Raw genomic sequence first — 25,335 nt, 5'->3', positions numbered from 1 at the left:
GCATGTCTGTATTCAATGACTGGCATTAAATAAAGACATGCACAGAAGCAAACACTTGGCGTATTTAATGCGCCAAAACCGGCGCCAAACACAGGACAAGGCGGTGCAAACAGATGCTTTAAGACACCTGTTTGATTAGTTCCATACTGGATGTTGAAGCAAATAGAGCTTCAAAATCTGGCAAGGTACCCATAGCGGCGCGGTTCAACCGGTCTTGAAGCAGGATCCAACCATAGGTTCCGATAGAATCCATTAGGCGGACATTGCGGTTGGATAACGCTGTTTTATAGTCTCTCATGCGTTTGTCAGAGACCATCACTGCGATTTCCATGTCGGAATAGCCGGACAGAGCCTCGCGAGCAATGGCAGACAGTTTTGTCATCAGACCGAAGTCTTCCGTCAAGATCAACTTGCGAACACCACCATGCAGCGTCTCGTCATCAACATCGACACCACGATACCGAGTTCTGACAATCTGTTGAGCCATGTTGATTACGCTGAAATTGTTGATCAGCTCATACATTAGCTGGGTGTCTGTTTCACCCTGTTGTGGGATAGCGCCACCAGCAATTACCGTGCCGTCACGATAGGCTACCTTGAATTTGCGGATCTGATACGAAACCAATGCCTGTGCAAGCTCTTCTTTCAGCTCTTTAGGCGTATTGGCTTTCAGGATTGCCTCATAATTCTGATAGGTTTCGAGCGCCAGAGGAGTGGCAAATTTGAAGTTAGACACTTCAGTTTTGAAATTTTCCAGAATGAATTTGGCTTTGCTCGATCCGGTGAACTTGATGTGTCGCTCCAGCAAGGCTTTGACGGCCTCGCGGTGCAAAGCTGCGCGATCATTGTCCCCGTCAAGCTGATGCAGTTTGACTGAATCGGCACTGTAGAGCGTTTCCAGTTGATTGTACGGATCATACTGATAAGCCACACCACCGGACATGCCGTTACAGAAACCTTTACCGAAGCCACCAAGGTTCATAATAGCGCCGTTGGTCATATACTCGCCGCAGAAATCGCCGACGCCTTCAACAACGGCGGTCGCGCCAGAGTTGCGAACGCCGAACCGGTCGCCAGCACCGCCTTCAACAAACAGCGACGAACCTGATGCGCCAAACAAGGCAAAGTTACCAATCAGGACATTTTCTTTGTCACCACCGCCGGGAGTGTGTACAGCGATATTGCCGCCAGAAGCACCCTTGCCAACACCATCATTACAAGTCCCCGTGTGGTGGAAGACCATGCCAGAGTTACAAAAGGCAGCATAAGACTGACCCGCAGATCCGTGGGTATGGATTTCTAGTGTTTCTGGTTTGATGAGGTTGCGACCTCGATCATCGGTGTAAACCATAGGCATGGAGTTGAGGTGTCTCTCTGACAACTCATGCTGCAGCATCCGCTCGATATCGATAGCAAACTGGCCGCCAACCGTTTTATGTCGGTTATCCAGTTTTCTTGACACAACCAATTTGGCACGACGCTGATGCCGCTGAACAGCTTCGTTCTTGAACTGCTTTAGCAACTTGTCATCAATCTCGAAATTGGCTTCAAGATAAACCGGTTCCTTGATGTGAACCTCTTCAACCACCTTGAGCATATTGCGTAGGTCCATCTGACCGATCGAGCGCTTATGCTTGACCAAATGCAGATAGTCAGACCGGCCGCGTGCCTCTCTCATGCTCCTGAATCCGAGGGATGCAAGTATTTCACGTGCTTCGTGGGCGATGTTCATCAGATATTGAGCCAATGCACGTGGATCGCCATCAAACACTTCTGAGTTTGTGGTCAATCCCGCAGGACATTTGACGTTACAGTTTTTGGCCATAACGCATTTCAGCATCATCAGTGCGGTTGTCCCGAACTCAAAACTGTCACCACCCAACAGGCAAGACTTGATCACGTCAGATGCGGTCTGGTGGGCACCCGAACAGCGCAAGATGACTTTGTCGCGCAGTCCGTTGACACACAAGGCTTGATGCACTTCAGCCAGCCCGATTTCTGCGGCGCGTCCTGTGTTTTTCAAAGATGTCACCGCAGCGGCACCTGTACCACCGGTGTTGCCAGCGATATTGATGACGTCAGCACCAGCCTTGGCCACACCAACCGCGATCGTACCGATCCCTTCGGACGACACAAGCTTGACGACCACGCGCACACGCGCAGCTTTGGCATCATGGATAAGCTGAGCCAGATCTTCAATCGAATAAGTGTCATGATGGGGAGGAGGGGAGATCAACTCCACACCAGGTGTACCACCACGTGCTGCTGCAATTTCAACGGTAACTTTTTTGCCGGGCAGCTGGCCGCCTTCGCCTGGTTTTGCACCCTGCGCAATCTTGATTTCGAGCTCCTCCAATGTGGGGTCTGCAAGATATCCAGTCCAGACACCAAACCGGCCTGATGCCAACTGTTTGATGCGGCTGGAACGGATCGTGCCATAACGAGAATAATGCTCGCCACCCTCTCCAGAGTTGGAAAAACCACCGGCCATATTGGTGCCGTGTGCCACCGCTTCATGCGCAGGGCCGACAAGAGCACCGTGCGACATGGCGCCAGACGCCAGAGTCGATGTGATCTCGGATGCTGGCTGAACAGCTTTTAATGCCAATTTTGCTTTGGCTTGCTTCACATTGGTCAAATAGAACAATGCGACGCCTTTAGCCGTCAGGACAATATCGGTGCCCTCGGTTTCAAGCCCTACAATCTCGTCGCCAAACTTGTTTTTTAGCGCCACAGATAAAGCGACGGTCCGATCGTGGTTGGACTTGCCGGTAAGGCTAATGACAAAATGACCCTCTTTACCGGTTTTAACACGCATGCCGCGCACGATGAAATTATTGTTGCCAACCAAATCATGCTTGAACAACTCGTGTCCGAATTCGTCAGCGGATTTTGCCCAACTGACATCAGCAGGAAAAGCGAGAACATCGCGCAAAGCAGCTGGGCGCACTTCGCGTTCTTTGTTCAAATCCATGGCAAACTTGCGATAGTTTTTGGTGATTTTGAAGGCGTCAATTTCTTCAGGCGTCCGCCGACTAAAGCTTGTATGCCGATAGGCGTCTGAGTCGGCACCATAAGCATCCGTCAGCTTGGCAACCGGCAAAAGACGCAGGTCAGTTTCGTCAGCATCGCCGCCTTGCGCAACGGGTTTTCCTGACTGAATGGGCTCTTCGGTCATTTCGACAAACCCGCGCACAGCAGCTGTACCATAGGAGTGTCCCGCACCTTCCGAGCGTTCCTTGAACAACCCAAGAAGTGGGATCTCACCTTCGTTGGTGATGGAGCAGGCCCGCTCATGCCATTCGGTAACGTTATGAGCAATGGCGGCGAAATCCACGCCACCAACGGTATTACGCATGTTGGGGAAATAGCGTTTTAGCACCGCTTCGTCAGTGTCGAGGAAGTTGGGCTCAAAGAACTCACCGCCAATATAGCTTTCAGCCGTACACAAGCCGACTTTACCCATGGTTTTCATGAGCGATTTGTTGGCAGCCTTAATGTAACGTCCTATGGCAGCTTTGGTTTCTGCTTTGTCACCTTTAGCAAATTCTATTGCGCGTGCTTCGACGGCGATTGGCATCAAAGCAGATGCACCAAAACCCAGTGTCGTTGCAACCTGATGGGCAGAAGCGATTTGGCCGCTCTCGGCGATCAAAGAAGCTCGGAAACGCAAGCCTTGTTCAATCAAACGCTGATTGGCCGCCGATACGATCAGCGGCAAGGGGATTGCAGCATGGGTTGGATCAACCGATGCATCGGACAGCACAATGATGCCGCCTTTTTCGCGTGCGGCAATCTCTACTTTTTTACAAACAGCATCGACTGCAGCAATGAGATCAGACTGAGCCTTCTTTGAATCTGCTTTATGATCAATCTCATAAACGGTCGCAACTTCAGTGACAAGAACGTCTTTTTGGTCGCGTATGGTGGCCAGATCGTCAGGAGATAAAATAGGCGACTGAACAACCAGTTGTTTGGTTGCGCCTTTGTTGAAATGAGGACGTGCACCCAATGCTACCCGAAGCGTCATACCATCGGCCTCACGCAGGCTATCCAGCGGAGGGTTGGTTACCTGCGCAAACCGTTGCGAGAAATATTTTGCCATACCGCCTTCTTGGTCGGTTAGGGCATTGATCGCAACGCCGTAACCCATGGCTGAAATTTTTTCAGACCCGGACTGCATCATCGGGTCTAACAAGAACTTGTAGCTTTCCTGATTCAGTCCATAAGCCACGGACCGCTGTGCGTCACTGAATGCGTCAGCAACTTCGGTCTTGCCATCAACAGTTGGCAAATCGGCCAGATTGTTGCGGGTTTCTTCGAGCAGAGCGCGATAGTCCCGCTTGCTGGCGAGCATTTCGAGCGCTTCATTGGAAGTATATGATTGGCCGGTCGAATGGTCAAAATAGAGCATACCGCCAGCTTCAATGCGGCCGCGCCGGATAATGCTGTCGGGATCAAAATCGATTTGCCCCGCTTCTGACGTAACACAAAGATAGTCATCTGTTTCAACAGACCGCAAAGGCCGCAGACCCAGACGGTCAAGGCGTGCACCGATAACGGTGCCGTTGCCAAAGATCAAAGCAGCCGGTCCATCATTCTTCTCTTCATATAAAGAGAAATACTCCAGCATCACTTTCACGCTGTCAGAGAAACGATGGTCATTTTCCCACGCAGGAGGCATCATCGCCACCACTGCAGTGATCAGATCTAGATCGTCTTCAATCAGACGGCGCTCGAGTGTTTGGTCAAGACGAGCCGAATCCGATTGTCCCGGAGGAGAATAGATCTGCTGGTTCTTCATCTGCGCAATGGCAGCCTCAGAGAGCCGGTTTTTCTTGTCGGTATTCAACTCACCATTATGCGCCATCAAACGGAACGGCTGCGCCATAGAAGGCTGCGGCTCGGTGTTGGTTGAAAAGCGCGTATGGAAAAACATGGAGTGAATCTTATGATCAGGATCCATAAGATCAATAAAATAGGGAATGATCTCGTTTGAGTTCAATCGCCCTTTATATACCTGCGTGTGCGCAGACATGGAAACGGGATAGAGGCCCTTTAGCTTTGGCTCAAGATAGGCAACAGCCTCAATATCCATCAGGGCATCGTGGATTTTGCGATCAAATTCTTTATCGTCAACGCCTTCAGGCTTAATGAAAACCACCTGATGGACAGTCAGCATAAATTTGAGTGCAGCTGGACGAATAACAGCATTGTTTACGGGGGCGTCACGCACCAGAATCAAGCGTAGGTCGTGCTTCTCTAAACTTTGTTTGATCAGCTTGTCTGCATCATCCCAGTGTTTTTTATTCTCGGGCAAGAAGAAGTTGCCGACCCCAAACTCGCCGATCTCCAGTTTTTGCATGCCGGTGATCTTGCGAAAGAAGGACAAAGACAAGTCAATGCATACGCCTGCGCCGTCGCCTACACCTTCCGCGCTCATCCCACCGCGATGAGGAATGGTGCAAAGAGCTTCATGACCTTTGTCCAAAACATCATGGGTTTGTACGCCGGATTTGTAGGTCATGAAACCGACACCGCAACTGCTTTTCTCAAAGCTGTGGTCATAAAGGCCATGTTGATGCTGAGACTGTTCCAAACTGTAGTCCTCACTTTTTTCAGGTGTGCGGTCCGCTATTCTGGACCAAACTTATCTGGCCAAAAAGGTGAAACCGCGGTCTTTTATCGAAACCGGACAAAGTGACTTGTCCGTTATGACGACGAGCATAATGCCCGACAGCTCTTTTGCCACTTTGCGCCACTCTGGCGCTTGCGCCAATTAGGCCTAAGGCAAAAACAGGCAACGATGAGCCAAATTTTCACACAATAGAGCCTCAACTCTAACGTTTTGGGGCGCAGAAATCCCGGACATACCTCCTTTAGGATGTGAATGCCGAGAAAATAGATTTCAGAACTGCAGTTGTGCGTAAATGCTAAGCACTGAACCGTCAAGCGCTTTACAGGAAAAACCGGATAGATTTTGCAAAAAATGGCCAATATTTGACTCTTTTTGCGCAATTGTTTCTTCTCCTCCGTGAATTAAATACAATTGTTTCTGTTTTAATGTTGCGTGCATTCGGTGAATTCTGATGGTTTGTTGCGTCAAAAAGCCACAGTCAGCATAGGTCTTGATCACGTAATTACGAGACCGAGGTTGTTTTTTGCGCCTCAAATTTACCGGCATAGCAAAGCAAAGGGCTTGGAGGATGTGGATCAGGGAACCGATAGGGCAGAGAAAGGAATGTCCAAGGCAAAGATGTCAGGGATGCTGATAAACGGGTGCAATCACTACAAGTGCAAAAATCAAATCAAAGACCCTCTTTGTTTGAGGCGACTGACTCAAACGCAATAGGACTGCGTGTCTATTGTTATCTACGGTTTTCCATATTAGTAGCGTTTCTTGACGTAGCTACCTGGCGCATCCTCAATGGGTTCCAGGTTGGTGCCGCCTATGGCGCGCGCATCGACCTGTGCTTTACCATGGTCCTCAATCCATTTTTGCCAATCAGGCCACCAAGACCCCGCTGTTTCGATGGCCTTGTCTTTCCAGTCTTCAAAAGTACCTTCGGTCGGACCGCCGCGCCAAAATTGGTATTTTTGTTTGTCGGGTGGATTGACGATCCCCGCGATATGCCCTGAACCGGACAACACAAAATCAACAGGCCCGCCAAAGAGCTTGCTACCTAAAAAGACAGATTGCGCAGGGGCAATGTGATCTTCTTTTGCGGCCAGATTGTAGATTGGGACTTTGATTTTGCCCAAATCCATTTTGCATCCGTCAATCTCCATCTCCCCTTTGGCGAGGCTATTGTTCAAATAGCAATTGCGGAGATAAAACGCGTGGTTGGCGGCGGTCATGCGTGTGGAGTCTGAGTTCCAATATAAAAGATCAAACGGAAAGGGCTCTTTGCCACGCATGTAATTGTTGATAAAATAAGGCCATATCAAATCGTTAGACCGCAGCATATTGAATGCTCCAGCCATGGACTTGCCATCAAGATAGCCAACGCGGTTCATTTGTTCTTCCAACTCAACGAGCTGGTCTTCATCAACAAAGACTTTCAAATCACCAGCATGAGTAAAATCAACTTGCGTGGTGAAAAAGGTGCAGGTTGCAATGCGAGACGTGCGTTTTGAGGCCATATAAGCCATTGCCGTTGCCAGCAGTGTTCCTCCGACACAATAGCCGATTGCATTGACTTTGCGCTCTCCTGTGGCCTTTTGAATGGCATCCAGAGAAAATAAAACGCCTTCCTGGATATAGTCAAAGAAATCCTTGTCTTTTAGTTTTTCGTTCGGATTTGCCCACGAAATGACAAACACGGTATGGCCTTGTTCTACACACCATTTGATGAAGCTTTTTTTCTCGTTTAGATCGAGAATATAGAATTTGTTGATCCATGGAGGACAAATGAGAAGTGGTGTTTTGAGTACTTTATCAGTTTTGGCTTCATATTGAATCAACTGGCAGAGATCATTTTGGGCAACCACTTTGCCTTCCGTGACAGCGATATTCTTCCCAAGCTCAAAAACCGAATTGTCAGATTGCCTAATGACCAAATCACCACCACCAGCTTGAATGTCTTCAGCCAGCATCCGCATGCCCTTGATCAGATTCTCGCCATCATTCTGCATCGTTTCACGCAGCAGTTCGGGATTGGTGATGACATAGTTCGACGGAGAAATCGCGTTGACAATCTGATCCAGATAAAACTGGGCTTTATGTCGGGTGTGTTCGTCGACTTCATCTGCTTCATCCACCATGTCATGAGCCCAATTTGAGGTGATGAGATATAGCTGTTTGACGAAGTCAAAAAAGGGGTTGGTTTCCCATTCCGGATCTTTGAAGCGCTTGTCTGTTTGGGACGGCGGCTCGATATCGTTCTCATGAGCGCCAGCCATCTTGCGAACGGATTGGCCCCAAAGGTCTATATAACGGCCCCATAAACGGGATTGGGCATCCAATGCCCGTTGTGGGTCAGAGGTCCAATACTCTCCAATTTGACCAAAAGTGCGTACCATCTGGTTGACTGTTTCGGTCGAATTATCCGCTTTGCCATTCTCGCGTGGTTTCAAATAGGCCGAAGCGGCTTTGCCGGCTTCCTCTACAACGCGGGCAAAATTTGTAACAAATTTCTCTGGATCATGAACCATATACTGGACGAAATTGGGTGCGGGTACCGCATCGGGATCAATGCCGGCTTGCTCCGGTGTCGAAGGCTTGTCCTGATTTTTCTTGTCGTTGGCCATAATGTCCCAATCAAATCCAAATGCATTTGCCAGCAATAGTATACATGTCTTTTCAGATTTGTCCGAAGTTAGACCCAGACTAGTCCGGACATCCTGTTGCTCTGTTCGCTCTGTACTTACCTATTAGGATCGGTTTGCGTCCCACTGACAAGACATAACAATCGGGAAATCGCTAGCTATTTAGACTAATTCAAAATTGGCTTACACAAAACGCCTTGTACAAAGGTGCGAAATTGAACACGGGATTCCATAATTTGAGCACGATGGGCCAATAAGCATTGTATCCTCTCGGTCCAGAGTCGCAATATTCAAACAAATGGGACGCGCTTGATTGAGCCTTCGTCTCTTCGTGACTATATTAAATCGACTTGCTGCAAAGACTCAGTAGACAGCCTCAAGCAAAGGTGAGTCTTTGAAGGGAAAAGACGCGGGTTGTCTCTCAACTTGCTTCGTGACTATGGCTATTGAAATTGGATACCCCAAAGGGACTATAATGACACCGATGACCCGTAGCATATCGATACCCACAATAGGCTGCATCGTGGTGTCATTGTGTAGATTGTTCGGAACTGCGTTACAGCGGGGGGGGGGGGTGGTTCTTGCGCCAATGGTGCTTGTCGGTTGTATCGCCACAGGATCGCCGGTGCCACAATCAGCCATGACACCGGCCGATGTGCCAGTGGCGGCCAAACCGACAACCAGCCTCGCTGCAAAAGATGACAAATTGCTGGAGGAGGGAAAGGTTGTGAATGATTATGTTAACAGCAATGTACCTTCGCAGGTCAGTTATTCGCTTCAAATGCTGAATGCCGAACCGGCAGAGGGGGACTATCCGCAAATCGCAGATATAGAGGCCCCGGTTCTCGCCCTCAAAACCGAGGAAGAGCGCAAACGTATCGAAGAGGAATTGCGCATTTTGTCATCAAAAAACAGTAAATAGACTGCCATAAAGTCAGGTTCGTTTCCAAAGGCTTCACAACCGATGCGAGCTTGTTGATCGATAAATGCGCTTTCTCATTCAAATGGGATGTGCAAAAACTCAAATTGATCTGGCATAACGCAGCGTTTGAAGCCATTTTCGCTATCATTTCACCGGCTTCGGCCACCAACATTGATCCTGCTTGCTAATTAGGAGCCTAAGCAATGGATGAGTTCCATAAAATCCGCCGTCTCCCACCTTACGTTTTTGAACCGGTCAACCGGATTAAAGCGAAGGCGCGAGCGGCGGGCGCGGATATCATCGATCTGGCTATGGGCAACCCTGATTTGCCCACTCCCAAACATATCGTTGATAAACTGACTGAGACTGTATTAGACCCGCGTACGCATCGCTATTCCACATCTCGCGGTATACCGGGCTTGAGAAAAGCACAAGCTGCATATTATCAGCGCCGCTTCGGAGTGAAGCTTAATCCCGAGACAGAGATCGTCGCAACACTGGGATCTAAAGAAGGTTTTGCCAACATGGCACAAGCCATCACCAGTCCCGGTGACGTTGTGCTGGTGCCCAACCCAACTTATCCAATCCACTCATTCGGCTTTATCATGTCAGGGGGCGTCGTCCGCTCCATGCCCGCAGAGCCCAATGAAGAATTCTTCCGGGCAATTGATCGTGCTGTGCGACATTCAATTCCCAAGCCGATAGCTCTGATTGTCAACTATCCTTCAAATCCGACAGCTTACACCGTCGATTTGCACTTCTATAAAGAAGTGGTTCGGGTCGCCAAACAGCATAACATTATGGTGTTAAGCGATCTCGCTTATGCCGAGATCTACTTTGGCACGACCCCGCCACCATCTATTCTCGAAGTGGATGGTGCCAAGGATATTGCGGTTGAATTCACATCCTTGTCCAAAACATTTTCCATGCCGGGTTGGCGCATGGGGTTTGCTGTTGGCAATGAGCATATGATTAAGGCCTTGAGCCGCGTGAAATCCTATCTCGACTATGGTGCCTTTACGCCCATTCAGGTTGCTGCCGCCGCCGCTTTGAATGGATCTGACAACTGCATTCAAGAAGCCTGCGATATCTACAAAACACGCAGGGATGTTATGGTTGAAAGCTTTGGTCGCGCGGGCTGGGAAATCCCGAGCCCTGAAGCAACCATGTTTGCTTGGGTTCCAATACCGGAAAAATTCCGTGAAGCAGGGTCACTTGAATTCGCAACACGGTTGGTTGAAGAAGCCCATGTTGCCGTTGCTCCTGGGATTGGATTTGGCGAATATGGCGACGACCATGTGCGCCTTGCCTTCGTAGAGAATGAACAGCGCATTCGGCAAGCGGCGAGAAACATCAAGCGCTTTCTTGCATCTGCCCAATAAAACATGCAAAAACCGCAGCAATAATCCTGTCCGCAATGCACCATGACGATCTGCTATGATCGAATGGGTGTTGCGGACAGACTGGGCATACATAATTATTTTGGATCTGTATGCGTTTGGTTGGTTTGTAATTTGACGGTTGTTCAACTTATTTATTCTGCCTCGGCATAAAGACAACAAAACAAAAGACTGGACAATCGATTGATGGGCGATCCGCTTAAGCTTGGCCTCGCAGGCCTTGGAACAGTTGGTGTTTCTGTTTTGAAACGCCTTGGCATGATGGAAAATGAACTGGCGATGAAAGCCGGCCGTGCCACTCGGGTCGATGCAATTACTGCCCGCAGTCGTAACAAAGATCGCGGAGTGGACCTGTCTTCGTATCGCTGGTTTGATGATCCTGTCGCTTTGGCCAAGGATGCCGACATTGATGTGTTCGTCGAACTCATCGGCGGAGACAGTGGTCCGGCTGAAGAGGCTGTACGTGCGGCTATTATAGCGGGTAAACATGTTGTGACAGCCAACAAAGCGCTGCTTGCCAAACATGGTAATGAATTGGCGCGATTGGCAGAAGAAAACAACGTCAGTATCAATTTTGAAGCCGCCGTTGCCGGTGGTATTCCAGTCATTAAGACCATCAGGGAAGGACTGTCGTCCAACCAGATCACACGCGTCTATGGCATTTTGAACGGTACGTGCAACTACATCCTGACTCGTATGGAAGATGACGGCCTGACCTTTGCTGAATGCCTCGAGGATGCCCAACGCCTTGGATATGCTGAAGCAGATCCCACTTTTGATGTGGAAGGCAATGACACCGCCCATAAACTGGCCATTCTGACCAGCCTTGCATTCGGCACCGAAATCGAAGCGGATTCAATTTTTCTAGAAGGCATTACGACTATCACCAAGGCCGACATTGCCGCCGCTGATGAACTGGGCTATCGCATCAAATTGCTTGGTGTATCTCAAAAAACCGATACCGGCATAGAGCAACGCGTGCATCCAACCATGGTGCCCAAAACGTCTGAAATCGCCCAAATTTCTGGCGTAACCAATGCGGTTGCAATCGATGGTGACGCGGTAGGCTCGATCACTCTTGCTGGCCCCGGAGCAGGGGGCGACGCAACCGCTTCTGCTGTTGTTGCAGATATCATCGATATCGCCCGCGGATTGTTCATCAACCCTCTTGGCCGTCCCGTTGGCGAATTGCAGCCCTATGTGCGTGCCAAAATGCGCGCGCACGAAGGTGGATATTACATACGCTTGACGGTTAATGACCGTCCCGGAGCTTTTGCGTCCATTGCTCAGCGCATGGCAGAACGCGATATTTCACTGGAAAGTATCGTTCAGCGCAAAGGACGATCCCATCGGGAAGAAGCGCGTTCTAGTGCCTCCCGACAGGAAAAACCGCAAGATGTCGTACTTCTAACGTATGAGACAACCGAGGAAGCTGTGCGTAAAGCGCTTCAAGCGATAAAAAAAGATGGCCACATCGTAGCATCCCCCCAGATGATTAGAATAGAAAGACTCTAGCCTTACCTTCCATTTACCTAAGGCGACACAATTTTGCAGTACGGGTTCACGGGGAAATTACATGAGTGAAATTAGAGAAGCCGCGGTATTGGATCGGATCCTTACCCTTGAAATCGTTCGTGTGGTTGAGCGTGCAGCTGTTTCAGCGGCCCGCTTGCGCGGGATGGGTAATGAAAAAGATGCCGATCAGGCCGCAGTTGATGCCATGCGCCGCGAGTTGAACCAACTGCCCATCCAGGGCACGGTTGTGATCGGTGAGGGTGAACGTGATGAAGCCCCGATGCTTTATATCGGAGAAGAAGTCGGTAACAAAAATGGTCCCAAAGTTGACATCGCGTTAGATCCGCTAGAAGGCACCACCCTTTGTGCCAAAAACCAGCCCAATTCTCTGGCTGTGATCTCCATTGCCGATGAAGGCAGTCTCCTTAATGCACCTGACGTCTATATGGATAAAATCGCCATCGGACCGGGTTATCCTGAGGGGCTGGTAGATCTGGACCGCACGGCGATTGAAAACCTGACAGCACTAGCCAAGGCCAAGGGAGTGCCGATCAACGAGATCAATGTCTGTATTCTCGATCGTCCTCGCCATGCGAACTTGATCGAAGAGGTGCGCACCACTGGAGCGGCCATCCGTTTGATCGGGGATGGCGACGTGCAAGGGGTGATTCACACCACAGACCCAGATGAAACCGGCATTGATATCTATATGGGCATTGGCGGCGCACCAGAAGGCGTGCTTGCCGCGTCCGCATTGCGCTGTATTGGTGGCCAAATGCAGGGTCGCTTGGTGATCAACAACGAAGAACAACGCGAACGCGCAATCCGTATGGGCGTTACGGACCCTAGTAAAAAATTCGAGATGATCGAAATGGCTGGCGGTGATGTGACTTTCGCAGCAACAGGTGTCACAGATGGCAACATGCTGTCTGGCGTTAAGTTTGGACGTGGTGTGATCAAAACAGAAACCGTTGTGATGCGCTCTACAACGGGCACCGTCCGTTGGGTTAAAACCGAGCACCGTGAATTTGAAAAGTTCCATCTTGATTGATAGGATCCGCGACTAAGGCCGTGTGCCATCCTACATAATAATCCAAGGCGGGCCAACAAATGCCCGCCTTTTTCATGTCTGCGCGGATGTCAGCGTGCTAAATTGTCACCAACCATTGATTCTGTATCGTCCCTGCATAAAGCTTGTAAATGATCTCCAATTCCTCCCATTCAAAAGCCTATCTAGGTGTTACTCGGTCCGCTAAAGAACGGCGTTGGATCGAGCAACTTGACGTGCGCGGGGTAGAGCTCGCTGGAGCAATCGCTCAATCACAAGGCATTCCTGATTTGGTGGCGAGGGTGTTGGTCGCCCGTGGGCAAGATATGGATACTGCAGAAGACTATCTTGACCCGAGTTTAAAACGGTTGATGCCAGACCCATCAACCATGACCGACATGGACAAAGCCGCGGAGCGCATTGTAAGCGCCATTGTTAAAGGCGAGAAGATCGCAGTTTTTGGCGATTATGATGTCGACGGTGCCACTTCCAGTGCTCTTATGACGCTTTTCCTGCGTCATTGTGGCTGTGAGGCCAATATCTATATTCCGGATCGTATTTTTGAGGGCTATGGCCCCAATCCCGATGCTATCGATCAACTGATTGATCAAAAGCATACTCTGATTATCACGGTTGATTGCGGGGCAACGTCTTTTGCAGCTCTAGAGCAGGCTCAGGCGCGCGAAACAGATGTCGTGGTGCTTGATCACCATCAGGTTGGTGAAGAACTTCCCCCCTGCGTGGCTTTGGTCAATCCTAACCGGCATGATGATCTCAGCCAGTTGGGGCATCTTGCCGCCGTTGGTGTCACTTTCATGGCGTTGGTGGCTGTAAACAGACTGTTGCGGAAATCTGATTTTTACAAAAAAGGCAAATGCACACCACCGGATCTATTAGCATGGCTGGATTTGGTCGCGCTAGGCACTGTGTGTGATGTTGTTCCACTACAGGGGTTGAACCGTGCCTTTGTGGTCAAAGGGCTGATGGTCATTCGCGCCCACCGCAATCTTGGTATGTCGGCGCTGCAAACCGTTTCGAGGGTATCCGGGCCTGTCAGTCCCTATCATCTGGGGTTTATGCTCGGGCCTCGCATTAATGCTGGCGGGCGCATTGGGGATGCCGCATTGGGTGCTCGGCTGTTGACGTGCAATGATCAAGAGGAATCCGAACATCTTGCTGCAGAACTTGAACGCCTGAATAAAGAGCGTCAGGCGCTTGAGCAGATCATGCTGGAAGAAGCAACCGCTCAGGCGGACAGACAGGTTATGGAAGATCCTGATTGCGTGGCTTTGGTCACATCCAGTCCTGATTGGCATGCGGGTATCGTTGGCCTTTTGGCCTCACGCTTGAAAGAACGATTTCGCCGTCCTGCGTTTGCTATTGCCATCAATGCAAATCACGAAGGAACAGGCTCCGGCCGTTCGATACTCGGTTCTGATCTTGGCTCTGCGGTTCGTGCCGCCTGTGCAGACAAGTTGCTCGTAAAGGGCGGCGGGCACTCTATGGCGGCGGGCTTGACCATTTTGGAAAAAGACATTCCGGCCTTTCGGCAATTTCTCAATGAACGGCTGAGTGAGCAGGTCAAAGAAGCCCGCGCACTTGATGATCTAAAAATTGATGCCGCTTTGTCCGCCACCGGCGCAACAGAAGAATTAGTAAATCTTCTGGAAAAAGCAGGCCCCTTTGGAGCAGGCAATCCAGAGCCTGTCTTTGTTTTTCCTGCGCACAAAATTGCTTTCGCAGATGTTGTCGGGCAGGGGGGGCATATCCGCTGCACCATCAGCAACAATTCCGGCGGTAAATTAAAAGGTATTTGCTTTAGGGCCGCAGATGAACCGATTGGCAAGTTGCTCCTCGATCACCGCGGGCAAAGCCTGCATATAGCGGGAACATTGTCCTTGGATCATTGGCAAGGCAGGCCTACCGTACAGCTACGCATCATTGACGCAGCCGAAGTCACGGCATAAATCATTTCTATCTGGCACATGAAATATTACCAGATTGGCCAACACTGCCATTCATCCATGCACAACAAATATCGGTCGAACAAGCAAACATACCGTTGTCTGTGACGTACCGCTTTTGTTTCTGCCGAATAGGTTGAGGGAACTGTTGGTGGAAAGATAATACGCGACTTGCCGTACCTATTTCGCAACTGGCGCATGTCTTACAAAAAAACGCATTCGGCTGTCGGTTATGGTTCGACTATATTCGGAATAAAGAATGGTCTAGACTGCATCCGGATTTTTATTAAATCGTTCCTTCAAAGCGCACGTAGATTTGCTTTTGGCCTAGTGCCCACAAGGAAGATCTTCAACGGAAACAGGTAATGCTACGAAAAGTCTTTTCCAAATTGAAGGTCGCAACCATTCATTTTCTATTGGTCTTGATCATCGGTCTATTTGTTGCCGTTCCATTTTTCTCTGAATTGAAGAACAAGGTCGCTTCGAGCGAGCTGTTGCTCAACATGTACAGATCGAGTTTAGAATCGGAAATTTCACGCTATAAGTTTCTACCCTTCATCCTTTCTCAAAATGATAAAATCAATAAAATGCTCAGCGGTGAATTTGATCCGGTATCAAGCGGCTATTTCCTGCAAAGAATAAAATATGCGACCAATGTTTCGACTATTTACGTTCTTGATAAGAATGGTCGGGCCGTCGCTTCCAGCAATTGGCATGATCCCGAAAGCTATACTGGGAAAAATTTCGGATTTAGGCCCTATTTCAAGGAGGCAATGGCGGGAAGGCTTGGGCAATTTTATGGCATTGGTATTGTTTCCTCAACGCCAGGTTTTTTTATTGCCTATGGCCTGAAATCGGACGACACAATCATTGGAGCTGTCGCAATCGAGATCCACCTAACGGATCTCGAAACTGTCTGGCGCTCCGGTCCGGATGATATCCTGGTTTCCGATGTAAATGACGTGATTTTCTTGAGTTCAAATGAAAGCTGGAAACACAAGTCGTTTGGCAAATCAGGTGCCAGCATTGATGATAATCCTGCTGCTTTAGATCGCTTTAATAATGGTGTGACAAATCCAATCGCGCAAAAAATATGCTATAGAATCGGTGACATTACATTTTATAAGAACCCGCTGTTTTCTTGCATTTTTCCAGAAAAACTTTCGTTAAAAGAAGAGATTGTAGAGTTCGGCTGGACCATCCATTCAATTCAAAGCGCGCGATATATCTATAATTCGGTAGCGCTAATCGTCTCTATATCGGTGTTGCTCTATCTCACACTGATCTTCCTCTACAGAAATATCACAAACAAATACAATAGAAGCATCCAGAAGATAAGAAACCAGTTGCTTGAAAACAGCAAATTGGCCGCAATCGGGCAAATGGCAACAGAGGTGGCGCATGAGTTTAATCAGCCTTTGTCCGCGATCTACATGCTGCTCGATACGTCAAGGCTGTTGTTGAAGCGCAAGAGGTATCATGACGTTGATGACAATCTAGTGCTGATATCGTCACACATCGAGAAGTTGACGCAGCAAATTTCTGAGCTCAAAGGATTTGCTAGTCGCCATCGTGTTCCCCGTGGCAAAGCCAACATCGTGTCTGCCGCAAACGCTTCCATTCGATTGTTTCAACTGACTCTCAAGAAGCACAATGTGAAATTGTTCCTTCAGGTCCGCCATGATGACATCCAGGTGCCCTGCAATGAAATCGGCCTTGAACAGATCTTTAGCAACTTGATCACCAATGCTCTGGAGGCCATGGGCGATCAGTCGGATAAGGTCATTGTTATTATGATTGTAAGGGTCAAAGGCCGAGTGATTGTCAAAGTACGCGACAATGGTTGCGGTATTCCTGATCCTACTAAAATCTTTGAAAGCTTTTATTCAACCAAGCAGCGAGGCACAGGATTAGGGTTGGCGATTGTGAATGGTATTGTCGAGAATTCGGACGGCACGATCTCGGTTCGGAATCATCCCAAAGGAGGAGCCGAATTCACCGTAAGTTGGTCGGAGTGGCGAGAAGAGCAAGCCGATTCGACAGAGACACCAAATTAACTGTGATGCCAAATCAAATGTGAAATCTGTCAGCAGTCTGAGCGATAGGAGTCAGGCTTGATGCTATGGCGCTTGATCTTGTCATAAAGGGTTTTTCGCGGCAGGAGAAGTTGCTTGGCCGCTGAACTGACATGGCCATCATTCTTTTTAAGCGCGTCTTCGATCAACCTTTTTTCAAAAGTGTCCAGCGAGTCAGAGAGGCTCATCCGATGATCTTCTGAGATTGGAAAATCACCAAAATCCGGAGCAAAGAGGCCCAACACATACCGTTCGGCCGTGTGTTTCAACTCTCTGACATTACCAGGCCAGTCTTGCGTTTGGAGCCAAATGATGAGTTCCGGTTTGATGTCAGGGACAGGGCGACGATAATGTTGCGCTGCCATCGTTGCAAAGTGATAGAAAAGCTCCGGAATATCATCACGTTTGTCACGCAGCGGAGGCAGATGGATAGTCACAACATTGAGACGATAATAAAGATCGAGCCTGAATTCTTTATTTTGGCTAAGATCAAGTAGATTTTCCTTGGTAGCAGCAACCACCCTGCAATCGACTGGTATGATTTTGTTGTCACCAAGACGTTCCACGCTCCGTTCTTGTAATACGCGCAGAAATTTCGCCTGAATATCCAGTGGCATGCTTTCTATTTCGTCCAAAAAAAGCGTACCTTTGTTAGCATGCTCGATCTTGCCAATGCGTTTTTTTGTCGCCCCTGTAAAGGAGCCTGCTTCATGCCCGAACATCTCGCTTTCGAACAGGCTGTCCGGGAAAGCGGCGCAATTGAGCGGCACAAAATTGCCATTCCGGCGGCTGCTCCATGCATGAATGCTATTGGCGACAACCTCTTTGCCGGTTCCGGTTTCCCCTTCAATTAATATATCGGCATCCGTATCGGAGATATTTAATAAGGTATCTCGAATGCGCTTCATAGCCTTGCTTTGACCAATCATCACCGGACCGTTGGCCGTTTTTTGTTCCAGCCGGAGTTTGAGATTTTCAAGAACCAGTCGGCGCTTCTCTACTGCTCTTTTCAGGACTTCAGTCAGCCGTTCATTGTTGCAGGGTTTCTCTATGAAATCATAAGCACCGATCTTCATCGCATTGACGGCCATCTCAACATCGCCATGACCGGTAACCAGCACCACTGGGATGCCATCATCGAGCTTATGAACTTTGTGCATGAGTTCAATACCTGACATGCCGGGTAGTCGTATGTCCGTGACAACGATTGATGAGCGATCCTTTTTTACGAGTTCTAGGCCGTCCTCGGCGTTATCCGCAGAAACGACGGTGAAGCCCGACATGGTCATGGATTGCATATAAGCAAACTGCACGCTCTTGTCGTCTTCAATATAGATAACAGAAATATCCATCTCGCTCATAAACTTAACACCGCTGGCTTGGTGCTTCCTGACGTCAGGCACCTGATTTAGATACGGATCAAACGGAACCGCAACCCTAGTTTAGCTAGGTTCTTTTCAGTCCCTTTTCTCGTCCAGCCTTTTTTATGCAAGGCAACACTAGTTTATTACCCTCAAACAGACGGGCATGGCTTTGACTCATGTCTGTTTGACATCTGAAGCGCCGGACTAATTCAGAAATACTTGTGCGAGAATTGTGACGCACCTCAAGGCCACTTGGATGGAAATCCGCACAAAGCTCCATTCCAAGCGAAAATAACCAATTCGCTATCACATAAAATCAAACGTATTTACACGTAAAGTCAACAAGCCTTTCTCGAAAGATAATATTAAAAATCTTCATCGCCTTGACGAATGTGATGGTTAAAAAAATAATAATCTATATTTTTCAGTTATTTAAGCCAATCAAACTCCATGTTCTCTTGAAGACCCACCAAACAAACCATCAATTAATCAAGCGGTCGGTTCATTGTTGGCATAGAGATTGCGTTCTATGCCCTATCAAACCAAAACGCGGACAGGGCTAGCTCCCCCTTTTGCGCTGTTTGCGTCTTTGGACACACTGCATATTGTTTCTTCGGTATGCAGCTCACCGTTTGGGAAGAATATCGCTTTTGACTGTATTGGGCGAAACGTCTTGATCAGACTTTAAAATAGCAAGGTAGGGAGGTAATTATGAACCGTCTTGTAAGTATTCTTGGTGCGGGCCTTATGGCTCTGTCTCTAACCACACCCACTTGGGCCGCAGATGTTACGCTCAAACTTGGCCATATTGCCGTACCTGATCATCCCTACGGTAAGGGAGCCGATCAGTTCGCAAAGCTCGTTGCTGAGAAGAGTGGTGGATCCATCGAAGTTAAAGTCTTCCCTAGCTCTCAGCTAGGCGGGCAGAAAGACCTCATCGAAGGCATGGTGTTTGGTGCTGTTGACATGGCTCTGGTTGGTACCGCTGTTCTGGGTCAGTTCCAGCCGCAGATTTCAATCTTCGACCTGCCTTTCCTGTTCAACGATCGTCAGCATGCCTATAAATCACTTGATACAGTCGGCATGGAGCTCGGCAAAGAGCTTGAAGGCCGTGGTATCAAACTACTCGGCTATATGGAAAATGGTATCCGTCATGTCACCAACAATGTGCGTCCGATCAAAGAGCCAGCCGATATGGACGGCCTTAAAATTCGCGTCATGACCAACAAGATCTTTGTTGAAATGATGAAGTCTCTTGGAGCATCTCCAACCCCGATGGCCTTTAGTGAGTTGTATTCTGCTATGCAGCAGGGTGCTGTTGATGGCCAAGAAAACCCTTCCGCGCATATCTTCACCAAACGCTTCTATGAAGTACAGAAATATGCTTCCAAAACCGCTCACGCTTATTCTCCAGAACCAATCATCATTTCTATGATCAGTTGGTCCAAACTGAATGATGAGCAAAAAGCGATCATCGAAGAAGCCGCTAAGGAAGCCATTGATTGGCAGCGTCAAGTGTCTGAAGACCAAGACAACAAATATTGGGAACAGATTATTGCCACCGGAAAAATGGAAGTTATTGACGTTGATCGCGCCAAATTCAAGGAAGCCACAGCTCCGGTGATTGAGATGTTCGCTAAAACAGTTGGTCAGGACAATATTGACAAGATCAACGCTCTGGCTGAGTAACCACCGACACCCATGAAGCCCAATGGATTGGATTTGAAAATTGCGCGGGAGCAGGCCATGTTCCCTGAACTCTCGGTCACTCCGGCGCAATTGATCCAGACTTCGGTTTGCCATCGGGCTTCTAAACCGGCCAATGTCCCCCCGATTTTGATATCATGTCATAAAGAGATGTGATCTCGAGGTTTGAGATTGGGCGACTGCGGCTCGCTTTCTCAGACCACACCCCAAAAGGTCTCTCATCATGGAAGCCATCTTTAAATTTCTGCGAAAGTTCCTTTTTGGAATTTCCGTCGCCGCCATGCTTGTCATGTTGACAATCATTTTTGCTCAAGTGGTCACTCGCTACATTTTCGGTTTCTCGTTTGAGTGGACTGAAGAGTTGGCGCGCTTCTTGTTCGTCTGGGTCGTTTTCCTTGGATCAGCGCTGATTATGGGTGAAGACGGGCATTTGGCTGTAGAATTGTTGCCCCGCCTACTTAAAGACAAGACACCGGGTATACTTTTGAGCTTATTCATCAATGCCTGTGGTTATGTGTTCATCTTCCTCCTGATCATTCAGGGCTGGAAAATGACCACGACCATGACTTTCCAGACATCTCCTGGCCTCGGGATAAGCATGAGCTATGTTTATGCCATCATGCCAGTCTCCGGCATTTTGATGCTGATGTATCACGTCAAGGATACGATCAGCATTTTCCGCCACTTCACTCACGGCCGATCTGACCCCAAAACAGTCGACCAGCAACCGATCATCTCGGCGGATTAAAAGGAGATACACTCATGGAAACTGCACTTATTGTCTCTTTTGTCGTCATGGCTTTGATTGGCGTTCCCGTCGCTTATGCTTTGGCTCTGTCCGTATCTGGCATCCTTTTCTTCTACATGGAATTGCCACAGGTTCTAATCGTCAACAACCTGTTTTCAGGCATTGATTCCTTCTCCTTCATGGCTGTGCCTTTCTTCATGTTGGCTGGTGCCTTTATGTCAGCAGGAGGTGTTACCTCCCGTCTTGTCAATGTGGCTCAAGCGATGGTCGGTTCATTTACAGGTGGACTGGCTCAGGCCGTAGCCGTAGCAGGCATGTTCTTTGCTGCCATTTCAGGGTCGTCAGCTGCGACCACCGCCGCCATTGGTTCTACCATGGTCAATGAAATGGAGCGAAAGGGCTACAAGCGCGAAATGGCAACGGGTATCGTTGCAGCTGCCGGTACAGTCGGCATCGTAATCCCACCATCCATTACCTTTGTCGTCTATGGCGTTATCGCAAACGTGTCGATCGGCGACCTATTCATGGCTGGCGTATTCCCCGGCCTTCTTATGGGGGGCGTGATGTGTGGTATGGGCTGGTATTTGGCCAAGAAAGGTCATATCCCCCCCGATGGCTCTTTTTCCTGCAAACGTTTGGCGTTAGCTCTTAAGGATGCTTTCTGGGCTCTGCTCACTCCTGCCATTATCATTGGTGGCATCTATAGCGGCATTTTTACTCCGACTGAAGCCGCCGCAGTGGCTGCAGTTTATGGCATCGTTGTTGGCCTGTTCGTTTATCGCGAGCTTGAAATCAAAGACTTTCCGCAGATTGTCTTCAAGGCTGTAATTGGGACAACTCTGATCATGTTTCTTGTTGGTGCGGCCAAAGTCTTTGGCTGGTTGATGACCAACCTGCAGATCCCGCATATGATCGGCGAGGCGGTGACACATGCTACCAGCTCAGCAGTCGTCTTCCTTCTGATCATGAACGTTCTGCTTCTGGTGCTTGGAACATTGGTCAACGCCTCGGCTGCCGTCGTGATCCTTACGCCGATCTTCCTGCCGGTTGCATTGAGTATGGGAATCGATCCCATTCATTTTGGTGTTATTATGGTGGTAAACCTTGCCATTGGTTGCATAACACCACCGGTAGGACTGGATTTGTTTGTTGCTAGCGCGATTACCAAGGTTCCACTCGAGAAGGTTATGAAAGCAACGACACCCTACTTGTTGGCGTTGATCGCTGCCTTGTTGGTGATAACCATGGTTCCTGCAATTTCGACTACGTTACCAAACTTCTTCAAATAGACTACCGTTCACAAAGCCACACCATTTGTGACTGTTATATCAGCAAACGTTAAACAATGACGGTCTCGCAAGCGAGGCCGTTTTTGTTTCAAACTGAAAACAACCGGATGTCTCTGCTGGTGTGTAGCGGATGTAGTAGTCCTCACCCTGATGTCTGTAGGTGATACTACGTGTTCCATTTTCCTGTGAAGAAAATACAAGATTCTCAACGCCGCCGCGTGAAGGGCGTCCTGCAGCAGTGCTTTTTCCATTTGAACCTGTCACGGTTTCGTGCCGCTCCGAGTGCGCGTTTAGGCAGCATTTTTTCGAAAGCCAAGGGACTTTTCCATCCCAATGTTGAGTGCCTTCGGCGCGAATTTTGGAAGCCATTGATATATTCAAAGATTGCCATTGAGCCGCACCGGGATTGCCGGAGGCTCCAACTCTTGAGCAGGATGGAGCATTACGAGCAAAACATCGAACAAATATTCAGCTAAGGTACGCGAGCGTGCTGTACGGGTGGTTTTGGATCACGAAGGGCAACCAAAAGCCGTTGGTCCGCGATCGTATGGTGCCCGAATTCGATTGGGATACAGGCTCGCCTCAGCACCGGGATGCGCCGGCGGATTTGGTGGCACTCTTTCGCTATTATCATCTGATAGGTCGCATACTAACCCGCAAGGGCATAGGGAAGCTTGTCTCACAGGATCTTGACGCTTTGCTTAAAGGGTTGAAGAGTCGATCTTTCTTTGACAGCGCCAAAGTGCGGCAAGTGCTTGCCCACCACATCACGCAAGTAGCCAAACGACTCAGGCTTCGCGGGCTAACAATGAAGGCTGTGCATTTTGCCCTCAAGACCAACCCGTCCTGCGCTTTTCGGTATGGCTTCAAGCCGTTCTGATCTAGCGGTTGGTCGAGAGGAATATGCTCTGGATTGCTTGCCCATTGCGTTCTGCGTGATAAGATCAAAGCATGGATTCTGGTCGAAAGAGAAGATTTCCGCGATGATGTGGAATGGATATTGGAACCTACAGTAATGATTTTTTGGCGATCAAAAAAGAAGTCTCGCAAGCGCTTTCACGAGTCAACCAAAGTTAGTGCGAGTGCTCGCATAAGCGATGATAGCCAGATGGGGAAATACTGCTATGTCGGCAACTATAGCGACATAACCAAGGCGACCATTGGCAACTATGTTTCAATTGCCAATAATGTTTCGATTGGTTCCGGTGAGCACCATTTGACCAACATCTCCACCAGTAGTCTGTTTTATGATGATCCTTATGTCGAGTTAACCCAAGGAGACTGCATCTTGGGTGGCGATGCATGGGTGGGAGTGGATGCCATCATTCGCCGGGGCGTTTCCATAGGGATAGGGGCGGTTGTTGGAGCAAACTCTTTTGTGAATGCTGATGTGCCTGATTTTGGCATTGTGGTTGGTTCTCCAGCACGTTTGATCGGATTTCGGTTTAATGAGGTGCAAAGGGCTGCAATATTGAAAAGCAAATGGTGGGAGACGGATCTGGAGCGGGCGCGAGAAATTATCGAGCAGTTGAAGGAGGATGTCCTTTAAGCTGCATAGCCGCTTTATGGTTTGCTTTTTATTGGCATCAGACAAAAGCTGATGCTCAGAGATCTTGGCGATGCGCAAAAAGCGTAAGTAAGCATAATTGTGGGCTAGCACGAGTCCTCAGAAACCATAGGCGGTGTGGACGGATTTGTTCAAGATGAATACGGCTGCGAGCGAGATGATTGACCTGCATTTCTGTTGGGTTTTCTCGCGCCTGAGGGCAACGCGTTTGAAGCTCTTGAGTTTGCCGAAGGCCTGCTCGATGAAGGCTCCTTGAATTGCCCCTAGAATTGTAGACACCTTGTCCCCTGAAAATGAGGCAAGGAGACTATGATGCCCAATTTGCATTTCACAGAAGAATTCAAGATTGAGGCGATAAAACAAATCACCGAACGCGGGTACTCCGTCGCATATGTATCGCATCGTCTCGGTGATAGCACCCGCTCGCTTTATGCGTGGAAGAAGCGGTATGGCAAGCCCAGAGATCAAGGCGACCGATGCGCAAGCTATCGAGATTAGACGCCTGAAGCAGGAACTGGCTAGGGTCACCCAGGAGCGAGATATTCTAAAAAGGATAACGGTGAACTTCGCAAAGGATGTAAAATGAAGTACGCCTTCGTCGCCCAGCATCGGCCGAATGCTCCAGAACCCGCACTATGTAGCGGTGCTTGTCCATCCATCCCATTGGTTTCTATTCCTGACTGAAGCAGCCCTTGAGCAATTTACAAACATCGATTGGGCTGCATTCCTTCGTCAACACAATATGGAACACAGCATGAGCAGACGTGGCAATTGCCATGATAATGCTGTCGCCCATAGAATACGAGCGACAGAAAATTTGAAGCACCAAGGTGTCTACAATTCTAGGGGCTATTCACTTTGATTACGAGGCTAAGTACTGGAAGCCAATGTGACCAAGTACCGCGATCGCAAGGCAGCATTGAAATTCATCCAGAAAACTATGAAACGCCATGGGTACCCGTTTTCGATAGTAGCAGACAAGTTACGATCCTACTGCGCTGCGATGAATGAGAAAGGCAACATTGATCGACAGGAAACTGGTCGCTGGCGGAACAACAGGGCTAAGAATTTGCACCTTCCGTTCTGGCTAAGGGAATAGGCGATGATACGTTTCAGTCAAATGCGACCTTTGCAGAAATTCGTTGCCATTCATTCTTCAATCTACATTAATTGCAATCAGGAAAATTAATTTTGGGGTATAGAAAAACTTCAAGTTGAACCGACAACGCCACTCTTACTGAGTGGCACCACGATCTTTATGCGGTATACCAGACAGTGCCGATGGACCTCTTGGGTTAGATCTAGGTTTATCTGACAATGCTATGCTGGCTAATCAGATGTAAATCCAATTAGAATAGACGGCCCTGAGCCGACGTTCGCAGACCAATAGACACCGCGTCGCAACATCCCATTACCGGCCATTCGCAAATGATGCAGCATTTGAGCCATACCAAACTTAAACAATGCG

Annotated in this window: 16 protein-coding genes and 1 pseudogene; 12 read left to right on the top strand and 5 right to left on the bottom strand. The window is 48.8% G+C overall.

Going from position 1 to position 25,335, the window contains the following annotated elements:
• Positions 1-118: 118 nt before the first annotated feature.
• Both C0081_RS03500 and C0081_RS03490 read right to left on the bottom strand, forming a co-directional pair.
• On the bottom strand, positions 119-5,599 hold the full coding sequence (locus tag C0081_RS03500; protein WP_210200374.1) for a glutamate synthase-related protein: 5,481 nt from the start codon (positions 5,597-5,599) through the stop codon (positions 119-121).
• 788 nt (positions 5,600-6,387) lie between these two features.
• A complete protein-coding gene (locus C0081_RS03490) occupies positions 6,388-8,250 on the bottom strand; it encodes a PHA/PHB synthase family protein (RefSeq protein WP_101532442.1) in 1,863 nt (620 codons plus the stop codon).
• Between the two features lie 493 nt (positions 8,251-8,743).
• Between C0081_RS03490 and C0081_RS03485 the strand changes: the two genes are divergently transcribed.
• The 6 genes from C0081_RS03485 to C0081_RS03460 all read left to right on the top strand — a co-directional run bounded on the left by C0081_RS03485 (position 8,744) and on the right by C0081_RS03460 (position 17,174).
• Positions 8,744-9,190 carry a hypothetical protein gene (locus C0081_RS03485; RefSeq protein WP_146006397.1) on the top strand — a complete coding sequence of 149 codons (447 nt, stop codon included), beginning with the start codon at positions 8,744-8,746 and terminating at the stop codon, positions 9,188-9,190.
• A 203-nt stretch (positions 9,191-9,393) separates the two neighbouring features.
• Positions 9,394-10,572 (top strand): LL-diaminopimelate aminotransferase, encoded by a 1,179-nt coding sequence (locus tag C0081_RS03480; protein WP_101532422.1) that lies wholly within the window; start codon positions 9,394-9,396, stop codon positions 10,570-10,572.
• Positions 10,573-10,776: 204 nt separating this feature from the next.
• Positions 10,777-12,105 carry a homoserine dehydrogenase gene (locus C0081_RS03475; RefSeq protein ID WP_101532421.1) on the top strand — a complete coding sequence of 443 codons (1,329 nt, stop codon included), beginning with the start codon at positions 10,777-10,779 and terminating at the stop codon, positions 12,103-12,105.
• 61 nt (positions 12,106-12,166) lie between these two features.
• Positions 12,167-13,156 carry a class II fructose-bisphosphatase gene (gene glpX, locus C0081_RS03470; RefSeq protein ID WP_101532420.1) on the top strand — a complete coding sequence of 330 codons (990 nt, stop codon included), beginning with the start codon at positions 12,167-12,169 and terminating at the stop codon, positions 13,154-13,156.
• A 149-nt stretch (positions 13,157-13,305) separates the two neighbouring features.
• The gene (gene recJ, locus C0081_RS03465; protein ID WP_101532419.1) at positions 13,306-15,120 is read left to right on the top strand and encodes a single-stranded-DNA-specific exonuclease RecJ; all 1,815 of its coding nucleotides are present in this window, start codon (positions 13,306-13,308) and stop codon (positions 15,118-15,120) included.
• A 362-nt stretch (positions 15,121-15,482) separates the two neighbouring features.
• Complete coding sequence (locus C0081_RS03460; protein WP_101532418.1) at positions 15,483-17,174, top strand: ATP-binding protein; 1,692 nt, start codon at positions 15,483-15,485, stop codon at positions 17,172-17,174.
• A gap of 29 nt (positions 17,175-17,203) precedes the next feature.
• On the opposite strand, the gene C0081_RS03455 is transcribed toward C0081_RS03460, so the two are convergent.
• Positions 17,204-18,553, bottom strand: a complete 1,350-nt coding sequence (locus C0081_RS03455; RefSeq protein WP_101532417.1) for a sigma-54-dependent transcriptional regulator — start codon at positions 18,551-18,553, stop codon at positions 17,204-17,206.
• Positions 18,554-19,267: 714 nt separating this feature from the next.
• On the opposite strand from C0081_RS03455, the gene C0081_RS03450 reads away from it, so the two are divergent.
• The 3 genes from C0081_RS03450 to C0081_RS03440 all read left to right on the top strand — a co-directional run bounded on the left by C0081_RS03450 (position 19,268) and on the right by C0081_RS03440 (position 22,300).
• On the top strand, positions 19,268-20,245 hold the full coding sequence (locus C0081_RS03450; RefSeq protein ID WP_101532416.1) for a TRAP transporter substrate-binding protein: 978 nt from the start codon (positions 19,268-19,270) through the stop codon (positions 20,243-20,245).
• 241 nt (positions 20,246-20,486) lie between these two features.
• Positions 20,487-21,011 carry a TRAP transporter small permease gene (locus tag C0081_RS03445; protein WP_101532415.1) on the top strand — a complete coding sequence of 175 codons (525 nt, stop codon included), beginning with the start codon at positions 20,487-20,489 and terminating at the stop codon, positions 21,009-21,011.
• A gap of 14 nt (positions 21,012-21,025) precedes the next feature.
• Positions 21,026-22,300, top strand: coding sequence for a TRAP transporter large permease (locus C0081_RS03440; protein WP_101532414.1), 1,275 nt, complete (start codon positions 21,026-21,028; stop codon positions 22,298-22,300).
• Between the two features lie 292 nt (positions 22,301-22,592).
• Here the strand turns inward: C0081_RS03440 and C0081_RS23765 are convergent.
• Positions 22,593-22,721: pseudogene (locus C0081_RS23765) on the bottom strand (IS3 family transposase); the annotation flags it as partial.
• Between the two features lie 66 nt (positions 22,722-22,787).
• Between C0081_RS23765 and C0081_RS03430 the strand changes: the two are divergent.
• Both C0081_RS03430 and C0081_RS03425 read left to right on the top strand, forming a co-directional pair.
• A complete protein-coding gene (locus tag C0081_RS03430; protein ID WP_146006396.1) occupies positions 22,788-23,180 on the top strand; it encodes a hypothetical protein in 393 nt (130 codons plus the stop codon).
• Positions 23,181-23,213: 33 nt separating this feature from the next.
• On the top strand, positions 23,214-23,849 hold the full coding sequence (locus tag C0081_RS03425; RefSeq protein WP_101532411.1) for a CatB-related O-acetyltransferase: 636 nt from the start codon (positions 23,214-23,216) through the stop codon (positions 23,847-23,849).
• 117 nt (positions 23,850-23,966) lie between these two features.
• Here the strand turns inward: C0081_RS03425 and C0081_RS23495 are convergent, their stop codons facing one another.
• Positions 23,967-24,476, bottom strand: a complete 510-nt coding sequence (locus C0081_RS23495) for a hypothetical protein (protein ID WP_245417848.1) — start codon at positions 24,474-24,476, stop codon at positions 23,967-23,969.
• Positions 24,477-24,744: 268 nt separating this feature from the next.
• Here C0081_RS23495 and C0081_RS23825 point away from each other — a divergent pair, with 268 nt between their 5' ends.
• The gene (locus C0081_RS23825) at positions 24,745-24,966 is read left to right on the top strand and encodes a DDE-type integrase/transposase/recombinase (RefSeq protein ID WP_101532407.1); all 222 of its coding nucleotides are present in this window, start codon (positions 24,745-24,747) and stop codon (positions 24,964-24,966) included.
• The last annotated feature ends 369 nt before the right edge of the window (positions 24,967-25,335 follow it).

Origin of the sequence: Cohaesibacter celericrescens, assembly GCF_002866925.1 — a bacterium.
GTDB lineage: Bacteria > Pseudomonadota > Alphaproteobacteria > Rhizobiales > Cohaesibacteraceae > Cohaesibacter > Cohaesibacter celericrescens.
This window is presented reverse-complemented; position numbering and strand designations above follow the sequence as displayed.